A 19,115-nucleotide genomic window follows, 5' to 3' on the forward strand; every position below is an offset into this window, starting at 1 on the left:
GATTAAGACTCCTGATTAAGTAATTGAAAAGTTTGTTCAGCAATAACCCATTCTTCATTGGTGGCGATGACCCATGCTGAACGAGAGCCTTCACTGCTGATAAGTCCTGATTTGCCAAAGCGCATGGCTAAGTTGGCCTCGTCATCGACTGTAAAGTTTAATAGACTCAATTGAGCGAGAATTTTTTCTCGGATAATATCAGAGTTTTCGCCAATACCGCCGGTGAAAATAATACCATCAAGTACAGTTAAACTGGCTGTGAATGAGGCGATAGCTTTGGCAATACGATAGCAAAACACCTCAAGTGCCAATGCTGCTTGTACGTTGTGATCTTCAATGTAAGCGGTTTCTATAGTACGACAATCGTTACTTATGCCTGACACACCAAGTAAGCCACTTTGTTTATTTAGCATATTATCAACATCTTGCACACTGTAATTCAATTGATTAATCAAATGAAAAATAATACCGGGGTCGATGTCGCCGCTACGTGTTCCCATCATAACGCCTTCTAAAGGTGTCATGCCTAAACTGGTATCAACACTTTTACCATCTTTGATTGCCGCTATGCTGCAACCATTGCCCAAATGGGCACTAATAAAGCTGCACTGCGCTAAGGGTTTGTTGAGAATGTTGGCGGCTTGTTGAGCAACAAAATAATGGCTGGTGCCATGAAAACCATAGCGTCGGATGCCATGTTGCTTATATAAAGCATAAGGAATGCCATAAATATAAGCTTTTTCTGGCATCGTTTGATGAAAAGCGGTATCGAATATAGCCACTTGTTTTAATGTTGGAAATGCAGCTTCAGCGGCAATGATACCAGTTAAATTAGCCGGGTTATGTAAAGGAGCTAAGCGTGCCAATTTCTCGATTGCTGTTTTGACATCATCATTAATTAGCGTCGGTTGGCAATAATTTTCTCCGCCATGAACCACACGGTGACCAATGGCAGTGATGCAATCGATTAAGTGCAATTGTTTGAGGTGTTCAACTAAGCACAATACGGCACTTTGATGATCAAAGGGAACGGGAATAAGATGTTGCTCTTTTTCGCCGTTGTATTTAATTTTGATGATAGCTTGTTCAGATAATAATCGCTCTGCTAATCCCGATAATAATGTTGCGCCATTTTTTGGGTTGATTAGGGAAAATTTTAACGATGAACTACCGCAATTTAAAACTAAAATAAAATTATTATTCATAATTAACCAAGCGCCATTTCTACAATATTTTAATGAGGTTTATTATAGTGCCATAAATTATGAAAAATGTTGATGTTATACAATAAAATGTTATTAAACGAGTTTTTACCGTACTAAAGGCTACAACTTTGTACTATCTTTTAATGAAACCTTGTTGTAGTGTGTGCTCTATGAAGCTATCAGTATTAGAAATTATATCGCTTGGCCGAAAGTACATGAACTTATGGCCAGAACGCGCAGAACTCAATGAATATTTTGCTGAATATCGCGTGGTTAAATTTAGTCGCTTGGTATGTAAAGTTATTCCAGGGTTAGCGTTGTTCTGTCTGATTATGCAGCTCTACTTCGGCTCAATGCTTGTGTTGCCGCAAGCATTATTATACAGCTTGTTTTTATTAAGCTTTCCACTACAAGCGTTGATCTTTATGGGCATTAAAGCCGATAAATTTTTACCTCCAACATTGGCAAGTTGGTACAAAGAAAGTGTTGCCCGTGTTAATCAAAGTGGTGGTGATATTAAGTTATCAACCCAACGTCCACGTTACCTCGATCTAGCGCAGTTATTAAACTTAACCTTTAATAACCGTTACAGCTCTCAATAAACCGGCCCGATAAACTGATTCAGGCCGGCACTATTTCTGACAATGCTTGGGGTTTCTAAGCAATTATGTTCTAAAAGTGCGTGACTTTCTCTTACGGCGCCTTTTGATAAAGACGAATAAGAAAATCAGCCTGACAAGTAAAATCTTCCATGCTGAGTAAGGTTTTTTTGACTTGCTCTCCGGCTTTAAACGCGAAGGGGGTCATCGACAGTAAATTGAGCGTGTCTTGACCGGTTTTTAAATGCATTGGATAAGAGATGCTTTCTTGATGCACTAGTGTTAAATGCTCAACCGGTAGTTTTTCTTCGTCATGTTCTTTAGCTTCGTTATAAATATGCTGCTTTAATTGCATTAAATGTTGCTTTGCCGGTGTTACGGTCAACAAAAATCCACCGTTTGATAATACTCGGGTAAACTCTTGCTCTAAAATTGGCGCATAAACAGAGACGAGCCATGAAAACAAGTTATCTGCAAACGGTAATTTGGATAATGTTGCAACGCTAAAGTGACATTGTGGGTATTTCTTGCCTGCTTTTTTGATTGCTTCTTTTGCAATATCGACACCATAAACAGTATTTTCTGAAGTTTTATGTTGATGGGTATAAAAACCCTCACCACAACCCGCATCAAGGATCGGTGCGGTTTTATTTACTTCAAGTACGATTTTTTCGTGATATAAAGCCACTAATCGATCAACTAAGGGTTGATAATAGCCTTGCTGTAAAAATTCACGCCTTGCATTGACCATTGCTTTGTTATCACCAGGATTTTTTGAATGTTTAAATTGTACAGGTAATAAGTTTAAGTAGTTCTCTTTCGCACGATCAAAGCTATGGTTGTTTTCACAACGATAAAGCTTTTCTTGACCAACGAGTGGTAAATTACAAAGAGGGCAGGTGTAATGCAAAGCAGTCATAATATCAGTAATTTTATTGAGTTAAAGTGAAAAGGGCATAAGCCCTTTTTATGTGCGCTTGAATAGGCATATTATTGACTAAATGTTGACCAAATCGGGGCGTGATCAGACGGCTTTTCGATGCCTCTGAGTTCATAATCTATATCGGATTCAAGGCAACGACCGGCAAATTTTTCTGTTGCTAATACCACATCAATACGTAAGCCTCGATTATCATCAAAGCCACGAGAGCGATAGTCAAACCATGAATATCTTTCTGCTCGGCTAGGGTGTAGTTCTCTAAAGGTATCTTTAAAGCCCCAATTCATTAAGGTAGCTAACCATTCACGCTCTTCAGGTTGGAAACTACATTTACCGGTTTTTAACCAACGCTTACGGTTTGGCTCACCAATGCCAATATCTAAATCTGTTGGTGAAATATTAATATCACCGATCACCACAATATTGTCTTCTGGTGTGTGATTTTCATTTAGGTATTGCATTAGATCTTTATAAAATTGACGTTTGTATGGGTACTTAGTTTCGTGAGCAATATTATCGCCTTGTGGAAAATAGCCATTTAATACCGTAACTTTTTCGCCATTTTCGTCGGTTGTTTGTACCATAATCATACGTTTTTGGGCTTCTTCATCATCAGAAGGAAAACCTTTAATGACCACGTCGGCAGGTTTTTTACAAAGCATGGCAACGCCATAATGAGCTTTTTGACCATGAAAATAAACTTGATAGCCCATCGCTTCAACATCAGCCAACGGAAAAGCGTCGTTATGGACCTTGATTTCTTGTAGACCAATAATATCCGGTTGATGTTTATCTATGATTGCTTGTAGTTGATGCAAGCGAGCACGTAGGCCATTAATATTAAAAGAGATGATTTTCATATGTTAACTCAGTAATTATTTTGCGCTAATGCTACCAGAAGTTGTAAATAAGCGCGAAAGAGAATTCACATTTATAGCGGCTTCATTTATTAATACATACTTTGTTATGTATTATTAACAAAGCATAGTCGTATTTTTTTTAGTCTTTGTTATAAACTGCCAAAACCTTTTTTTGTTTTAGCTACTCAAAACTCGGTAGAGCAAGCGGGTACGTATCCGTTACCAGAAGCTCAACTGGATCATTTTTTAATGTTTATTCGTGTCGGTTACCCTAGTGAGCAAGAAGAGATAGAAATTATTAAGCGTACAACGGATAATAATCACAGCGAATTTAATGTCATTCTCAGTGCTGAAGATACTATCGCGCTACAAGACTTAGTGCGCAGTGTTACGGTTTCAGATGAGTTGCTGGGCTATGCCGCAAGCTTAGCGCGAGCGACACGTCCAGAGAGTAACAAGCAAACAGATAGCGCGCGTGCCCATAACTGTCAGAGTGTTATCGAGCATGTGCGTTGGGGCGCAGGTCCCAGAGCAAGACAAGCTTTAATATTATGCGCCAAAGCGCGCGCATTAATGTCAGGGCGTTATGCCATCCATCTAGATGACATACAATTTGTTGCCCCTGCGGTATTAAGGCAATGTCTGGCTAGAGCCTAAGTGGCAATCAGGCTAAATTTTTAGCAATATTTACCGTTAAACTTAGCGAATATCTGCTTGACTATAATTAAAATCAACGGCGGCAATAATCAGTAAAATAGCACCAAAAATAATGGCCCAATGAGCACCAAATAACGCTAATACACTACCGATAAGGGCAATAAGTACATTAGCTAAACTAAAAATGGTGGTAATTAATCCCATTAGTTGGCCTTGTTCTATGTTGTGGTATTGCTCGGAAATATACACAGGTAATAGGCCATTGAAAATGGCGATAGCGACACCTGTCATGGCATAAACCGGCCAAACGCTGGTGGCTGATAATAGCGGATGTAAACAAAACAGTAGCGCCATTAATACCATTCCAACCATCGCTCCAAACTTTAACCCTAATAGATATTTCAACTGCTTGACGAAAAAGACACTGGTGATGGTCATAAATAAGGTTAAGACTACGGTTATATAGCCAATGTCGGGACTTGAAAAATCGAATTGTTCAACCAACCAAACCGGATAAAATTCATAGTAAGCATTGAGACCGAGTGTCGCGAGCAAATAAATTAAAAATATGCGCCTAATTTGCTTATTGGCCAATAAGGCAAATGAATTTTGCTTACTAAAAAGTTGTTTAAACTTAATTGTGATGTCTTTGGTTTTTAACTCATCTGCAGGTAAAACACTGGCAACACTGAATAATGCAATAACCAGTACGACGGCAGCGAAGTAGAACACCATATCTAAGCCATATATCGCTAATAATCCCCCTGCTAGCGGGCCGAGTAACCAGCCTAAATAACTCGTGGCATTAACCAAGTTGAATGTATAGGTTTTATCTAATGTCGGCGATAAATCAACCGCGACAGCTTTGGCGATACTGATATTGCCAGAAAAAATACCGGTAATAAATCGCGCCAGCACTAATAATAAGAAGCTTTCAGCAATAACCGCAAGTGCTGATAGTACATAACTGATAACCGTTAATAGTAAGGTGATGATCAGGGTTTTTTTTCGACCGTATATACCCGACGCTGCACCTAAAACTGAACTGCCAAAAATCACACCTAATGGGTATATTGCTAATATGATGCCTAAGAGGATTTTACTGGGTAAATCAGCAAATGTGGTCAACGGACTTATTTCATTAAGAAACAGCGGCGCTAATATTGGGTAAGGCAAAGCAATGCCGGCACTACTAAATAGCACCACCAGCATAACGGAAAATAAAGACTTTTTTGCTTTTATTTCATCTGCATTTTGCTTGTCGCTTGGTGAGTTTTTCAATTTGGCAGCGTGATTCATAACAGTTTATAGTTAAGTTTTGTTTATAATCGATATAGTAAATCTAGCTTATTTTTAAGTAAAGTTTTATGTTTATATAGTGAGTTTGAATTAAGCTATTATTAGCCGTTTTAAGAAAAAGGTAATAAAACTCAAGTCGTTAGTACTAGTGTAATTAAGTGTAATCGCTGGGTAATAAGTTGTACTATTGCAGTAACACCTTGTACATAGCGTTGTTAATTAATAATAAACATTTTAAGCTAATGTCATTAGAGTCATTCATACTTTCAGTGGTCGTTATTTATTGGCTAAAGTAAGCGTTGAACTGTGTTAAGCATACGACCATAAAATTGTGTTAAAACAGCATAATAAAGTAGGAGAAATTAATGTCAGATAATAATTCGTCAGTAAAAAAGATATTACTCGTTGAAGATGACCGCCAGTTGTCAGATCTCGTCACTGAGTTTTTAGAAAGTGAAGGCTATCACGTTAAGCAAGAGTTTAGAGGTGATACAGTTGAAAAGCGAGTTGATAAATTTGTTCCAGACTTGATCATTTTAGACATCATGTTACCCGGTAAAGATGGTTTTGCTGTTTGTAAAGATCTGCGCCCTGACTTTAAAGGACCAATTTTAATGTTAACCGCGAAAGGCACTGATTTTGATCAGGTCTTAGGCTTAGAAATTGGTGCTGATGATTATGTCATTAAGCCGGTAGAACCGAGAGTACTTCTCGCTCGTGTTAATGCCTTATTACGTCGTGGTCAATTACCTGCAGACGGTAAGGAAAATGCTGAGATAAATTGCGGTAATTTACATATTAGCCGCGGCTCAAGACAAGTTAAGTTACATGGTGAAAATATTGACCTTACGAGTCAAGAATTTGATTTATTGTGGTTATTAGCAAGTCGCTCAGGTGAAGTACAAAATCGTGATTATATTTACAAGTCAGTTGTTGGTCGTGAATATGATGGTATGGATCGCAGTGTTGATGTACGTATCTCACGTTTACGAAAAAAATTACATGATAGTAACGAAACGCCATTTCGTATCAAAACTATTTGGGGGCAAGGTTATTTATTTGTACCAGATGCATGGAGTTAATCACAATTACTATGTATAAACTGATGGGTTGTTATAGCAACTCATCGGCCTTTATTTCTTCTTTTTAGGCACTTTAATGAAACTCGGTCGCTCATTTTTCAGCTTATACTTTCTGATCATCTCTATTTTTATTATCTTTTCTTGGATGCTTGATGAAGTTTGGAGTTCTTATCTCGAACAAGATATAGAATCTTATACGGGTTATAAAACTATGTTGTTAGCACTGTCTAATTATGTAGAGAAACACCCTCGAGATGAATGGCAAGAAATTGTTGCCGGTGCTGCAGAACAATGGCGATTACCATTAAAGTTGATTTCTGAACAACAAATGGTAGAGAGCAGTCATCAAAAGCGTGATGTCATTAGCGAAAATAATACTCATATCTATTATGATAATGATGCGGTAGAAATTCATCACCTGATTAACCATACGGCAATGGTGATAGTGTTAGGGCCGGCAAAAATGCCAACTAGACCCCGCATGGAAGCGTTAATTCGTGTTATTTTACTGGCTACTTTAGCTTGTTTATTATTCTTTTGGTTACGACCGCTTTCTCGTGATTTAGATCAATTGCGAAAAACTGCTATTGAATTTGGTCAAGATAGCTTTGATGTTGTCGCACCACAAGCAAGATCGACAATGACAGAGCCAATGGTGACAGCCTTTAATACCATGGCTAGTCGCATTAAGCGCTTAATTGATGCCCACAAAGAATTGTCAACAGCGGTAGCGCATGAACTGCGCACGCCATTAGCACGCTCCAAGTTTGCTTTACAGATGTTGGCGTGTACAGATGATAAAGCTAAGCAGGAAAAATATCGCACAGCAATTAGCAAAGATATTTGTGAGTTAGAGCAATTAATTAGTGAGATGCTAATTTATGCTAGTTTTGATAATGAAAAACCAACGCTGAATTTCTTTGCAGAATCGCTGGTTGAAATTGTTGAAAAACAGGTCTGTAATTATCAACAATTTGAGCAAAAATTTACCGTCAATAATCTTCTGGGCAATATAAAAGTAGAAGCCGATCGACACTTTATTAGTCGCGCCCTGAATAATTATATTTCTAATGCAATAAAATATGGCAATGGTGAAATTGATATCACTATTATGCAACATCAAGATCATTGCCAGATACGTGTCACTGATAATGGTGGTGGTGTCAGTGATGATTTCAAACGCACTATCTTTGATGCTTTTTCACGCGGTGATACTTCACGTAATAGAGAAACAGGGGGCTTTGGCTTAGGTTTAGCTATTGTTTGTCGAATTATGGAATGGCACGGTGGTAGTGCTTCAGTGATCGATAGTGAACAGGGTGGAGCAAGCTTTATTCTTAGTTGGCCAATGAAGCATGTGACTGTTTAATCTTAGGTGTGTTGAGTTTTTGGTTTATAGCGCTGTACGCTTGAAAAATCTGCTAATCAAAGCCGAGAATGTCCACAGAATCCTTGTTTCGCCTTACAGTCTTAAAAATTAGCCTATAGCAGAGGCTAATGTGAATGGGTAACTTACCTTAGGCAATATTCTGTATTCATTAGAAACTTAGTAAAATTGGTATAACTGCGATTAACACTAAAGTAATTTATCGTCCTGCCGATATTAATATTATCGGTAGTAAAACAGTAGATTATTTTGAAATCAAACGTGTTATCAAATGACATATTAGTTCATGAACTTCAGTTAGGCGAACAGCTTAATGAGAGTGTTCATCATGAACGTCGTTCTGATTTTTCGTTAATGCTCGCCATGTTAACTGACGATGTTCGAGCACACAGTCAGTTCAAATTACCGGTAACCACATCAGCAGAAAAAACCACCACATCAGAACAACTAAGAAAACATTTCCAATTACCTGATGAAGCGCCGTTAGCATTAAAAAATATTGAAGCGTTGGAAGAATTTAACCAAGCAAGTTTGGTTGAAAACCAGCAATTAGATCAACTACGTTTAGCTAATACACTGAAACCAAAACCATTGGCATTTCGTGATGATGTAAAGTATATAAATCAGCAAGTTATGGATAACACTAGTTTATATTGTCAACAAAAACATCAACAAAAATCTTCAACGCAAACACAGCAGCGAGCTGAATTTAATGTTAATGCTTGGCTTACTGCTGTACAAACAACCATTGTTAAATCACCACTTATGGAAGTTTATGCTTAAAGGCTTTTAGCACAACAGTGTTTGAATTTTTTTTCGCTACCACAAAAGCAATGGTCATTACGTTTAGGTTTTTGTACCACTTGATTGTCAGATACTGCACCATCAAGATAGCGCCATAGGCCCTGCTCAATAATAAAGTGAGACTTTTCTCGCATTTGCCAAATTTGACCTTGATGTCGATAAAAGGCTGAAAACTCTACTTGGGCACTATTATGGCTCGCTAAGTCTTTCTGATAATCACTGACTTGATGAATAATGAGTTTTAACCAGTGAGTTTGTTTAGACCACTGAGCAATATCTTCAATAGACTGTTCAACTTGGCTAGCACTCGCATAAGTCAGGAAAATATACTCAAATTGCTCGGTTGCGTAGGCACTATAGCGAGACCGCATGAGTTGTTCAGGAGATGAGGCTGATTTTTTTGCCAAGATAATCGCTTGGCAACAAAGAGAATAGGCTCGCTCGGAGCCGCATGGACATAACATTCAGGTTACCAATTAAAAACAATAACCTAGTTTATCATAAATGCAGTTAGCCATTGAAGAGTTTGCTTGACGCGAGCTTGTTTAGCGTTCTAGCTATGTAATCATTTTACCTAAATAATGACAGTGTTTAAACAAAGCCGCTTTAGTGTAATTGACTTATTTGTTCAGTTGTTGTTTGCAACAAAATACAGTGAGTTTCTCCTAAAGCAGCGCAATGAGATATTTCCTTTAGTTGCGCTTGATTATAATGTGCGTTGGATAAAATCATTGCTGAACAAGTCCCTTTGAGCAAAGTATTTTTAATCTGCTCTAAACTAACATTAACCTTGCTAGCGTTCACTTTTAAGATCCTTTCAGGGTTAATTTTACCCATAGTGGATAGTTGTTCTAATGAGTCATTTTCAGGGTTTATCATTAAAATCCACTTATGTTCATTGTGATGATTTTGACAAATATCTTGATAATGTGCAGATAAATCATAGGCATTATTTACTTCAATAATATTACACCAAGCACTAAATACAGCCCTTTGGCTAGGTTTTTTAAGCCTAGAACTCATAGCTAAGTTATTGTTATCTAATTTTAAATTTAGTTTATTGATGTTAATCATTGTATCTACCTCGATATACTGTATAAATGTACAGTATATCGGTTTTGTTACTATTTCAAGCATTATTTCATTATTTTTATCTCTGCAGCTAAATTGAGAGGGCTTAATAAAGTCTTTAATTTATAGACAGCTAATAGATAACTTTATTTGCTAATTCATAACGAGCTGTTGTTTGAGGCGCGCGTCAGTTGATATTTTTTAGACGTTAAAGAAAGTGTTACTCCACTTAGCTGACTTAAGTAAATGTTAAGAATTAACGGTTATCTTGATGAGTACTCTAACCGTTGATAATGGTCTATCATCCACAGAGCTATGTAATAGTTAAATATTTGTTGAACACGAATATTTCGGCATTAGCGCCGGCTAATTAGCGCTATAAATTTGAAATTTCCATGATAGAGATAGCGATGAAAAATTTACCGCAGCATTTAACGCTTAAGGCTAAAAGCATTAAAAAGCTCCTAGCCAGTGTCGGTTGCTTAGTGATTTTAACCAGTTTTATTTTTTGCCAATCAGTCAAAGCAATGAATATCGAGGTACAGCTGCAACAACTAAGTGAGCACTGGGCACATACTAACTTTGAGTTAAATGGCGAGAGCCAAGAAAATGCTTTTGTTGAGCTTATTGGTCAAGTAGAAATGCTGACATTTAACTACCCAATGCAAGCTGATGCTTGGGCCTGGAGTGGTATCATCAAATCGACTTTTGCACAGGTAAGTAGTAGTTTATCTGCTTTATCATATATAAAAGCGGCTAAAAAAGATTTTGAACACGCCATTGAGTTAAATTCCAATGCGCTGACAGGAGCAGCGTATAGCAATTTAGGTATGCTATACCATAAAGCCCCAATTTGGCCTATAGCTTTTGGTGACGATGATATTGCCGAAGCTTTGTTGAAACAAGCGCTAGTAAGTTCACCCGATAATAAACTTAATAATTTTTTCTATGCTCAATATCTTTTTAATGAGCGGCGTTACCATCATGCTAAAAAACATTTATTAATTGCTAAACAAGTGCCGCTGCGAGCAGCTTGCTTAATTGAAGATAAGTATCGCCAAGTTGATATCGAGTTATTGTTAGTACAGGTCGAGAAAATAATAGCTAAGGAGAGCAGCAAACGCTAGATTTTTAGCGCTAGACGCTAGATAAGTTATCTAAGTAAATATCAGCATTTTGGTTGTTAGCATGATTGCTAATATTTGTTATTTTTCTTGAACTAACCGCGATTATTTTGCTTAGTTTGCAGATAACTAATGACATTGCTTTAAAATATTAGCTGGGCGTTTAATAAATAGACCCCTGAAAATTAAGGCTTTATAGAGCTTGATTTTGCATCTATTATTCTGATTTGAGGTTATAATATCTTTAATGCCGCTAGCTTTACTGATTTGCTTTGTCGTGGGAGTAAATATGACAAAGTAACGTTCATAAAGCTTAGCTTTGTCAAAGGTTATGTCAGCGTTAGGTGTTTTATCTATTGTTTAGCGATACAGGAAAGCCAGCTAAGACAAGCAAATTAAGTAAATTACGTAAGTTAAATAGTTACCGAGGTTTTGAAGTAACAATATGAGAATTTTACTCGTTGAAGATGATTTGCCATTAGCACAAGCACTGCAGCAGTCATTACGTCATGAAGGTTTCGTTGTTGACCATGTAGCATCAGGAAATGATGCTGTAACAGCATTAGCTGTTAATGAGCATGATATGGCAATTTTAGATCTAGGTTTGCCTGATATGGATGGTTTATTAGTGCTGAAAAAGCTCCGAGCTAAAAAGCAAGCAACACCGGTGATTATTCTTACCGCACGAGATACTATCGAGCAGCGTGTACAAGGGCTTGATTTTGGCGCAGATGATTACTTAGTTAAACCGTTCGATATTAATGAACTGCTTGCACGGTTGCGCGTTATAGAACGCCGATTAGGCACTGCAGATAGTGCTATTATCGCTATATCAACAGTCAAACTGGACAGTGCAGCCCATAAGGTTTTTATTGCAGAGCAAATGCTTAATTGTTCGAAAAAAGAGTATATGGTGTTAAAAGCGTTAATGGAGAACGCCGGACGTATTCAATCTAGAGAGCAAATAGAATCACGCCTGTATGAATGGGGTGAAGAAGTTATGAGTAATGCTGTTGAAGTACATATTCATAATTTACGGAAAAAATTACCTGAAAAATTTATCCAAACGGTGCGTGGTGTTGGTTACACCATCAATAAGGCGTAAAGCTGAATATGTCTATTCGCCGTTACTTGGTGTTGATGTTGCTATCCATTATTACCTTAGTGATCTTTGTTTCTGCGATTGAGGGCTATAAAGCTAGCATGAATAAAGCAGAGAGCTTATTCGACGACGAACTCGTTTCGTTAGCACAAGTTATTAGCGCTATTGAGCTACCTAAAGGCATTATTAAGCATAAAATAACCAGTAACTTTGCTTATCAAGTTATTGTGGATAATCAGGTTGTCAGTCATAGTGAAAATGCGCCGAAGACGCTGATTAATGAGCTCAGTAATGGCTTTAAAAAAGTCAACTTTTTAGGTAAACGTTGGCGAACTTATAGCGAAAAAGTTAGTGATAAATCAACAGCAGATTATTGGGTTATTATTGCGCAGCCGTTAAAACAACGCTTTGACTTAGCTGAAAGTATTATTTTATCTGCCGTTACGCCGATTATATTGGTGATGCCGCTGCTAGCGCTTATTATTTCATTGGCAGTTCGCCAAGGCTTGAAACCATTAACATTACTAACGCGAGCATTAAAAAACAAAAAGGCAAATGATCTTAGTCAGTTATCGATAAAGTCCAGTAATGAACTTACGCCCGTTATTGCGACATTAAATGAATTGTTTTTACGACTTTCATTAGCATTTGAACGAGAAAAACAGTTTGCTTCAGATGCTGCACACGAGCTGAGAACGCCGCTCAGTGTGTTAAAAATCAATCTGCATAATCTACAGCAAAGCTATCTCGATGCGATGCTTATTGCTAATGACAGCAACTCAACAACGTTACAAGCCTTACCCTTTGAGCAATTAGAGCACAGTGTAGAACGTATGGCGCATGTGGTTGACCAAATTCTAACCTTGAATCGAACTAACCCCGAACAGGTTTTAGCTGAAAGTGAGCGACTTAATTTACAAACACTATCACAAGAGTGCATTAGCGAACTCTATCCTTATATTGCTAGTCGTGGCCATGATATTGAACTTAGAAGTGAAGCTAGCATTATTTTTGGTAATCGCTTCGCCATAAGTATTTTATTGAAAAATTTGATTGCTAATGCCGCTAAATATACTCCAGACCATGGCAAAATATTAGTTTCTTGTCAGCAAGGTAGCCGTCATAGCGTAATTCTGCGGATTGAGGACTCAGGACCGGGTATTGCCCCAACAGAATATCAGCGAGTATTTGACCGTTTTTATCGTATTGGTGGTGATAGTCATAATTCAAAAATTATTGGCTGTGGTTTAGGCTTGTCGATTGTTAAGCATATTGTACAATTGCACCAAGCAAGTATTAGCCTGAGTGTATCTGAGGCCTTAGCAGGATTATGTGTTGAAGTGGTATTTAGTCATAAAGAAAATATGCGTGAGGGTAAAATTGAAATAAAAACTCAAAACAATGACTACGCTCATAACAGCAAAGTACCTCAGTCAGTAGGGCATGTTTAATGGTTAACGTGCGAGCTAAATTCGTACAGAGCGTGATTGTCGCTTGTATGCTGTTGTCATTACCGAGCTTAGCCAAGCGAGCAGAATTTCAACTGATCCTTAAAAATCATCTATTTTACCCGGCAGAAATAGAAATCCCTGCCAATACCAAAGTGAAATTGATTATTCATAATCAAGATCAGACACCTGAAGAATTTGACAGTTTTGATCTTAATAGAGAAAAAGTTATTTTTCCGCATAAAAAAGCGGTTATTTTTATTGGTCCGTTATTGCCTGGACGCTATGAATTTTTTGGTGAATTTAATCCTAATAGTGCTCAAGGCGCCATTATAGTTAAACCTAACAAGCTAAGCTCTAATATTAAAACACGTGCAGCTAGTGATGTGAATATTTTAGCCTTAAATACTGCTCAGAAACGCGTTACACATCGGGTGCTGGTTAAGGAGCTTTATCGTGCTGATTAATACTATTATTTTGTTTCTACGAGATGCTTTACCGGTATTTGTGATCAGCACTATTTTAATTTCCTTGCTGCAACAACAAGGTATAAAGCAACTGTGGTATTTTTTGGCTGCATGTTCGAGCGTGATACTAAGCTTGTTCTTATTAACCGCCATTGATGATATTTCGCATACCTTTGATAGTACTGGTCGAGAATGGCTTTATGCTTGTTTTTATATTGTTTGTTATTTTATCACATTATTATTACTGACTCAGTTACCCGTAGTGCAAGGGCACTTAAGTATGCGAAGACATTTCGTTATTCTCCTTTGTGCTAGCAGCTTAATGGTGATAGTAATGACACTTAATAGTGCAAATTTTTTAATTTATATTACCGGTTTTTGGTATCAAAATAACGCCTCTAATGTGCTCGTTGCTGGTGTTATTCTGGGTGTTGGCATTTGCGCGAGTATTGCCGTGTTATTGTACTTTTTGATGACCTTTATTGAGCGCTATTGTCGAATTATCTGTCAAATATTGCTGATATTTTTTAGTGCAGGCTTATTAATGAAAGCGACTAATTTACTGATACAAATTGATGTGTTATCGAGTGAACGTTTCTTATGGGACTCGAATCATTTAATTATCGAAAATTCAGAATTAGGGCAATTGTTAACCGTTTTCGTCGGCTATGATGCCACGCCAACAATGCTGCAATTTTCGCTTTATTTATCAGCCATTTTAATAGCATTTAGCTTGATGCTTTCTCGCGCTATTTTTAGTAAACCAAGTCCCACCATAACTCTATCTAAGGAGGCTGCGTAATGCGCTGTCAAATGTTAATAAGTCTGCTTCGGATTATTTCCTTCAGCCTTGTCATCGTTATCAGTCATGTCGTTGTCGCTGATGGCGTTGTCGTTGATAAGGTTTATCATCCTTATGTGTTGCCTAACGAACGTGAATTTGAATGGCGCATGTTGTCGCATCAAAATGATGCTGGTAATAGCTTAGCGCAGCGGCTAGCTTACGGACAGTCGTTAACTGAGTATATTATGGTTGAAGTTTATGTCGTTGGTGAACGAGACCGCAGTGGTGATTTTGGCTTGTCAGCTTATGAAGTTGAAACACGCTGGATGCTAACCGAGCAAGGAGAGTATTGGGCAGATTGGGGTATGTTACTTGAAGTTGAAAAAGAGCATAAACGTGATATTTGGGAAGTCACTACCGGGATATTATTTGAAAAAGAATTTGGTCGTAATAGCTTAGCGCTAAATGCCTTCTTAATTTATGAAATGGGTAGTGATATTCAAAGTGAATTTGAACGCGAGTTTCGCTTGCAATATCGCTATCGTTGGTTACCGCAAGTTCAGCCGGCTATTGAAGTTTATATTGGTGAGGATTACACCGGCATCGGACCTGCCTTTATGGGCATACAAAGATTTGAGGGACAAAAACAATTGAAATGGGAGGCGGGCTTTATTACCGGGCTAAACGGTGACAGTAAAGATCATATTTTGCGTGTTGCCATTGAATATGAGTTTTAAGCATATGATGTTTAAAAAGCAAATAGTTCGACAACTATTTTGGGGTTTGTTTGCGCTGTCAGTACTGACTTTTTCGTTAGGTATTAGTTGGCAAGTGAGTAAAGTGAATAACTTCTTTTATAGCTTCTGGTACCAAACATTAGATATTCATCAAATTATTGATAAAAGTGTGCCAAGAAATACCCAAGGAAAAGGTGATTTTCCGATTAATGATATTGAGTTACACGAAAAAAAATTTGCTGACATTGTTGATGCTATTCACCAACACGGTGTCGGCTTAGCGGAAATTACTTACGTAAATAAACAGTTGAACTCACGAAAACTCCTGACTATCAGTGAAGTTCAGCATCTGCAAGATGTTGCTAATTTGCTTGATAACATCAGCCATTATTGGTGGGGAAATTTATTTTTTCTCCTCAGTTTGGCTATATTTTATTGTTGGCAAGTTAAGAACCATGCTGGCTCGCCAGTTCAGCAGTTAAGAATAGCGTCCTTCAGAGAGATGCCAACATCTAAGCAGAAAGTTATCACTGTGCTAGCATTGATGCTATCCGTGGTGGTGTTACTTGCAAGCTTAGGTTTTACGCAAATTTTTTATTATTTGCATACAGTTGTATTTCCACTCGATCATCAATGGTTCTTCTATTATAAAGAATCGTTAATGGCAACGCTGATGAAAGCGCCAGATATTTTTGCCGCTATCGCACTACAGCTGTTGCTCGTTGCGTTGGTCATTGCCGTCAGTATTGACGCCGTTATTAGCCGTTATCAGCGCAAAAACAAAGCTAAGTTGGCTTAATTATCACGGCAGAGAATATCAATTAACTACCGCTTATTCAGCCTTAAACTACTTATTAAGACTGGCAAGCTCTTCAATACGGTATTGCGTTAAGGTGATATAACATTTTTTAAAGGCGGCAGCTGCACGGGGATCTGGCGCAAGCACTAAATACTGCCAACGACAGTTATTTTCTCGATAACTGATAAAGTTACGTTGTGAGCGTTTAAACATATTAAGTGAAGCATGACGGCCGTTATTAGCCGCTAACTCTTCTAATATAAAGCTTTGATTGTTTACCCACGTTTGTAGTTCACGATCTTTTTTTTCTTTGACGCTATCGAAGCACCTTGAAATATCGTCAGTGGCAGTCATTTTTTCTTCACAGCTTGCTATGGTATCTTTCGCCATAGCATTACTAGACAATAGTAAACTGCTGAGCAATATATAGTTATTAAGTGCTTTATGATTCATGAATAAAAATTTAATACTTATGCTGGAAGTACTTTTTTGTACGGTTTAACGGTAACGTTTTTATAAACACCCGCGGCTATGTAGGGGTCTTGATCTGCCCATTGTTGAGCAGCAACTAAACTGTCAAATTCGGCAATAATCAGCGAGCCAGTAAAGCCAGCATCACCAGGGTTTTCACTGTCAATTGCAGGACAAGGACCAGCTACAAGAAGCTTTCCTTGTGCTTGTAATGTCCGTAATCGCTCTAAATGCTCTTCACGTACCGACAAACGCAAGGCTAAACTATTTTCAACATCTTCACTATAGATAATATAAAACATTTTTCCATCCAAAATTATTGTTTAATTAACAGCGATCAATAATCGCTATTCTTTTTTTTCTTCTGCTTGCTCATCCGGCATATATTTATATAAAGACAACACTGAGCCGATAGCAAAAACAAAGGTTAATGCGGTTAAACCAAATACTTTAAAATTAACCCAAGTTTCCAAACTAAAGTTGAAAGCCACATACCAATTGAGTAGACCACAGGTCGCGAAAAATATTGCCCAAGCAAGGTTTAATTTATTCCAAATACTTTCAGGCAAAGTTAATGCCTCGCCTAAAAATTCTTTGATAATATTTTTATTGAAGACTTTCTGGCTGACAATAAGCGCGATAGCAAAAATAGCTTGGATAATAGTAACCTTCCATTTTAAGAAGGTATCGTCATGCATATAAATAGTCAGGCCGCCAAAAATGGCAATTAAACCAAAGAAAACTAAATTTCTTTTCGGTATTGGCTGTTTTTTTATTAAGAAATAGCCGATTTGAATGGCAGATGCGACAATTAATGAGCCTGTGGCCCAATAAATATCAGCAAATTTATAGAAAACGAAAAAAATAACTAGTGGAATATATTCTAAAAATGCGTGCATAAGCTCGGTATCAAAAATTACAATGCGCCAATTCTATCCAAAGCTAAGCCATACGCCAAACTATTTAACGATCTAAAATAGAATAGTCGGTAAATATTAGTGTTTTTCCAAACTAAAAATAAGTTTGAAAAAACACTGCCGTTAGGCCTTTAAGCTTGTTGGTAACCAAAAGGGTCGTCTATTGAATAAGACGGCTCAGTAAACCATTTTGCGCCGCTATCGGTCATGTAAAAGTGATCTTCTAAACGCACACCAAATTCATGGGGTAGCACTAACATTGGCTCGTTTGAAAAACACATACCTTTAGTTAATGGTGTTCTATCACTGCGTATTAGGTAAGGCCATTCGTGAATATCTAAACCAATGCCATGACCTGTTCTGTGTGGGCAACCCGGAGTTTCATAGTCTGGGCCCATATTATGACTGGCGATATAATCTCTTGCAGCGACATCAACATCGCCACACGGTACACCAATGTGAGCTGCATCGAAAGCAGCTTTTTGTGCTAACTTTTCGACTAGCCACATTTCACGTTGGCGCTGAGTTGGCTCACCAAAAACATAAGTACGAGTAATATCTGAATTGTAACCTTCAACCTGGCAGCCGGTATCAATTAATACCATGTCATTTTTTTCCAGCGTTTTAGGTGATTTTACCCCATGAGGGTAAGAGGAGTCTTCACCAAACAATACAATACAAAAGTACGACCCGGCAGTAGCACCTAGCTTACGATGTGCTTGATCGATAAAATCGGTCACTTCTTGGGTAGAAATACCAACGCGTAAAATACGTGCGGCGGCTTTATGAACCTCAAGTGTCATATTTTTTGCTTGTTGTAATAAGGCTATTTCAGTATCTGACTTTTCTGCTCGACAGCCAGCTGTTACACATTTTGCATCAATAAGTGTTAATTCAGGCGCTGCTTTTTTGATGCCGTTGGCAATAAAGAACGCCGTTGATTCATCTATGGCTACTCGACCGCTATTAACACCTAATTCTGCTAAGGTTTTTTGAAATAAAATATAAGGGCTCTCATGCTCTTGCCAGCCTTTTATTTCGCCTTTAACCGTCATATATTGGCTTAAGGTATTCACTTCAAAGAAAGGCGTGATATATTTAATCTCACCTTGTTGAGGAATAATGGCGCCAACCATACGTTCGCTGGCGTACCATCGAGTACCTGTGAAGTAATATAAATTTGTACCAGCATTAACATAAGTAGCTGCAATATCATTTTCAACCATAATAGCTTGTGCTTTAGCTATACGCTGGTTTAATTCAGCTGCTGTTATTGCTTGAACTGTGCTCGTCATATTGACCAATTTTTCTAGTTCAACTTTTGCGGAAGAGCCGCCAACACCAATGGTCATATTTATGCCT

21 protein-coding genes and 2 pseudogenes are annotated in these 19,115 nt (G+C 37.8%); 13 read left to right on the top strand and 10 right to left on the bottom strand.

The features are described from left to right. Positions 1-2 precede the first annotated feature (2 nt). Entirely contained in the window at positions 3-1,205 is a 1,203-nt protein-coding gene (locus tag FGD67_RS01420; protein WP_257173351.1) for an acetate kinase, read from the bottom strand. A gap of 170 nt (positions 1,206-1,375) precedes the next feature. Between FGD67_RS01420 and yfbV the strand changes: the two genes are divergently transcribed. Beyond that, on the top strand, positions 1,376-1,807 hold the full coding sequence (gene yfbV / locus FGD67_RS01425; RefSeq protein ID WP_257173353.1) for a terminus macrodomain insulation protein YfbV: 432 nt from the start codon (positions 1,376-1,378) through the stop codon (positions 1,805-1,807). Between the two features lie 91 nt (positions 1,808-1,898). Here the strand turns inward: yfbV and rlmA are convergent, their stop codons facing one another. Beyond that, entirely contained in the window at positions 1,899-2,723 is an 825-nt protein-coding gene (rlmA, locus tag FGD67_RS01430) for a 23S rRNA (guanine(745)-N(1))-methyltransferase (RefSeq protein WP_257173354.1), read from the bottom strand. A gap of 71 nt (positions 2,724-2,794) precedes the next feature. Further along, complete coding sequence (gene xthA, locus FGD67_RS01435; protein WP_257173355.1) at positions 2,795-3,604, bottom strand: exodeoxyribonuclease III; 810 nt, start codon at positions 3,602-3,604, stop codon at positions 2,795-2,797. 156 nt (positions 3,605-3,760) lie between these two features. Here xthA and FGD67_RS21770 point away from each other — a divergent pair. Then, positions 3,761-3,844: pseudogene (locus tag FGD67_RS21770) on the top strand (AAA family ATPase); the annotation flags it as partial. 9 nt (positions 3,845-3,853) lie between these two features. Then, on the top strand, positions 3,854-4,261 hold the full coding sequence (locus FGD67_RS01440) for a MoxR family ATPase (RefSeq protein WP_306556781.1): 408 nt from the start codon (positions 3,854-3,856) through the stop codon (positions 4,259-4,261). A 42-nt stretch (positions 4,262-4,303) separates the two neighbouring features. Here the strand turns inward: FGD67_RS01440 and FGD67_RS01445 are convergent, their stop codons facing one another. Next, a complete protein-coding gene (locus tag FGD67_RS01445; RefSeq protein WP_257173356.1) occupies positions 4,304-5,542 on the bottom strand; it encodes an MFS transporter in 1,239 nt (412 codons plus the stop codon). Between the two features lie 383 nt (positions 5,543-5,925). Here FGD67_RS01445 and FGD67_RS01450 point away from each other — a divergent pair, with 383 nt between their 5' ends. The 3 genes from FGD67_RS01450 to FGD67_RS01460 all read left to right on the top strand — a co-directional run bounded on the left by FGD67_RS01450 (position 5,926) and on the right by FGD67_RS01460 (position 8,812). After that, positions 5,926-6,642, top strand: coding sequence for a response regulator (locus FGD67_RS01450; protein WP_257173357.1), 717 nt, complete (start codon positions 5,926-5,928; stop codon positions 6,640-6,642). Positions 6,643-6,718: 76 nt separating this feature from the next. After that, complete coding sequence (locus FGD67_RS01455) at positions 6,719-8,011, top strand: ATP-binding protein (protein ID WP_257173358.1); 1,293 nt, start codon at positions 6,719-6,721, stop codon at positions 8,009-8,011. A gap of 267 nt (positions 8,012-8,278) precedes the next feature. Next, complete coding sequence (locus FGD67_RS01460) at positions 8,279-8,812, top strand: VC2046/SO_2500 family protein (protein ID WP_257173359.1); 534 nt, start codon at positions 8,279-8,281, stop codon at positions 8,810-8,812. On the opposite strand, the gene FGD67_RS01465 is transcribed toward FGD67_RS01460, so the two are convergent. Together FGD67_RS01465 and FGD67_RS01470 are read right to left on the bottom strand one after the other, a co-directional pair. Continuing rightward, positions 8,809-9,297 carry a YchJ family protein gene (locus FGD67_RS01465; protein WP_373567821.1) on the bottom strand — a complete coding sequence of 163 codons (489 nt, stop codon included), beginning with the start codon at positions 9,295-9,297 and terminating at the stop codon, positions 8,809-8,811. The genes FGD67_RS01460 and FGD67_RS01465 overlap by 4 nt on opposite strands. 142 nt (positions 9,298-9,439) lie before the next feature. Further along, positions 9,440-9,907 (bottom strand): hypothetical protein, encoded by a 468-nt coding sequence (locus FGD67_RS01470; RefSeq protein WP_257173361.1) that lies wholly within the window; start codon positions 9,905-9,907, stop codon positions 9,440-9,442. A 407-nt stretch (positions 9,908-10,314) separates the two neighbouring features. Between FGD67_RS01470 and FGD67_RS01475 the strand changes: the two genes are divergently transcribed. From FGD67_RS01475 to FGD67_RS01505, 7 genes and pseudogenes are all read left to right on the top strand, one after another. Next, positions 10,315-11,031 carry a hypothetical protein gene (locus FGD67_RS01475; protein ID WP_257173362.1) on the top strand — a complete coding sequence of 239 codons (717 nt, stop codon included), beginning with the start codon at positions 10,315-10,317 and terminating at the stop codon, positions 11,029-11,031. 442 nt (positions 11,032-11,473) lie between these two features. Further along, complete coding sequence (locus tag FGD67_RS01480; protein WP_257173363.1) at positions 11,474-12,133, top strand: response regulator transcription factor; 660 nt, start codon at positions 11,474-11,476, stop codon at positions 12,131-12,133. Positions 12,134-12,141: 8 nt separating this feature from the next. Next, positions 12,142-13,581 (top strand): ATP-binding protein, encoded by a 1,440-nt coding sequence (locus FGD67_RS01485; RefSeq protein ID WP_257173364.1) that lies wholly within the window; start codon positions 12,142-12,144, stop codon positions 13,579-13,581. Further along, positions 13,581-13,919 (top strand): annotated as a pseudogene (locus tag FGD67_RS01490) (cupredoxin domain-containing protein); the annotation flags it as partial. The gene FGD67_RS01485 and the pseudogene FGD67_RS01490, both read left to right, overlap by 1 nt. Before the next feature lie 115 nt (positions 13,920-14,034). Next, positions 14,035-14,847, top strand: coding sequence for a hypothetical protein (locus FGD67_RS01495; protein WP_257173365.1), 813 nt, complete (start codon positions 14,035-14,037; stop codon positions 14,845-14,847). After that, positions 14,847-15,566 carry a hypothetical protein gene (locus FGD67_RS01500; protein WP_257173366.1) on the top strand — a complete coding sequence of 240 codons (720 nt, stop codon included), beginning with the start codon at positions 14,847-14,849 and terminating at the stop codon, positions 15,564-15,566. Before FGD67_RS01495 ends, FGD67_RS01500 begins: the two co-directional genes overlap by 1 nt. Before the next feature lie 4 nt (positions 15,567-15,570). Then, entirely contained in the window at positions 15,571-16,365 is a 795-nt protein-coding gene (locus tag FGD67_RS01505) for a DUF1461 domain-containing protein (RefSeq protein WP_257173367.1), read from the top strand. 48 nt (positions 16,366-16,413) lie between these two features. On the opposite strand, the gene FGD67_RS01510 is transcribed toward FGD67_RS01505, so the two are convergent. From FGD67_RS01510 to FGD67_RS01525, 4 genes are all read right to left on the bottom strand, one after another. Next, positions 16,414-16,818 (bottom strand): lysozyme inhibitor LprI family protein, encoded by a 405-nt coding sequence (locus tag FGD67_RS01510; RefSeq protein WP_257173368.1) that lies wholly within the window; start codon positions 16,816-16,818, stop codon positions 16,414-16,416. A gap of 17 nt (positions 16,819-16,835) precedes the next feature. Beyond that, complete coding sequence (locus FGD67_RS01515) at positions 16,836-17,138, bottom strand: YciI family protein (RefSeq protein ID WP_257173369.1); 303 nt, start codon at positions 17,136-17,138, stop codon at positions 16,836-16,838. Between the two features lie 45 nt (positions 17,139-17,183). Continuing rightward, positions 17,184-17,735 (bottom strand): septation protein A, encoded by a 552-nt coding sequence (locus tag FGD67_RS01520; protein WP_257173370.1) that lies wholly within the window; start codon positions 17,733-17,735, stop codon positions 17,184-17,186. Positions 17,736-17,884: 149 nt separating this feature from the next. Next, on the bottom strand, positions 17,885-19,105 hold the full coding sequence (locus FGD67_RS01525) for a Xaa-Pro peptidase family protein (protein WP_257173371.1): 1,221 nt from the start codon (positions 19,103-19,105) through the stop codon (positions 17,885-17,887). Positions 19,106-19,115: the final 10 nt, after the last annotated feature.

The organism is Colwellia sp. M166, assembly GCF_024585285.1.
Taxonomy (GTDB): Bacteria; Pseudomonadota; Gammaproteobacteria; order Enterobacterales; family Alteromonadaceae; genus Cognaticolwellia.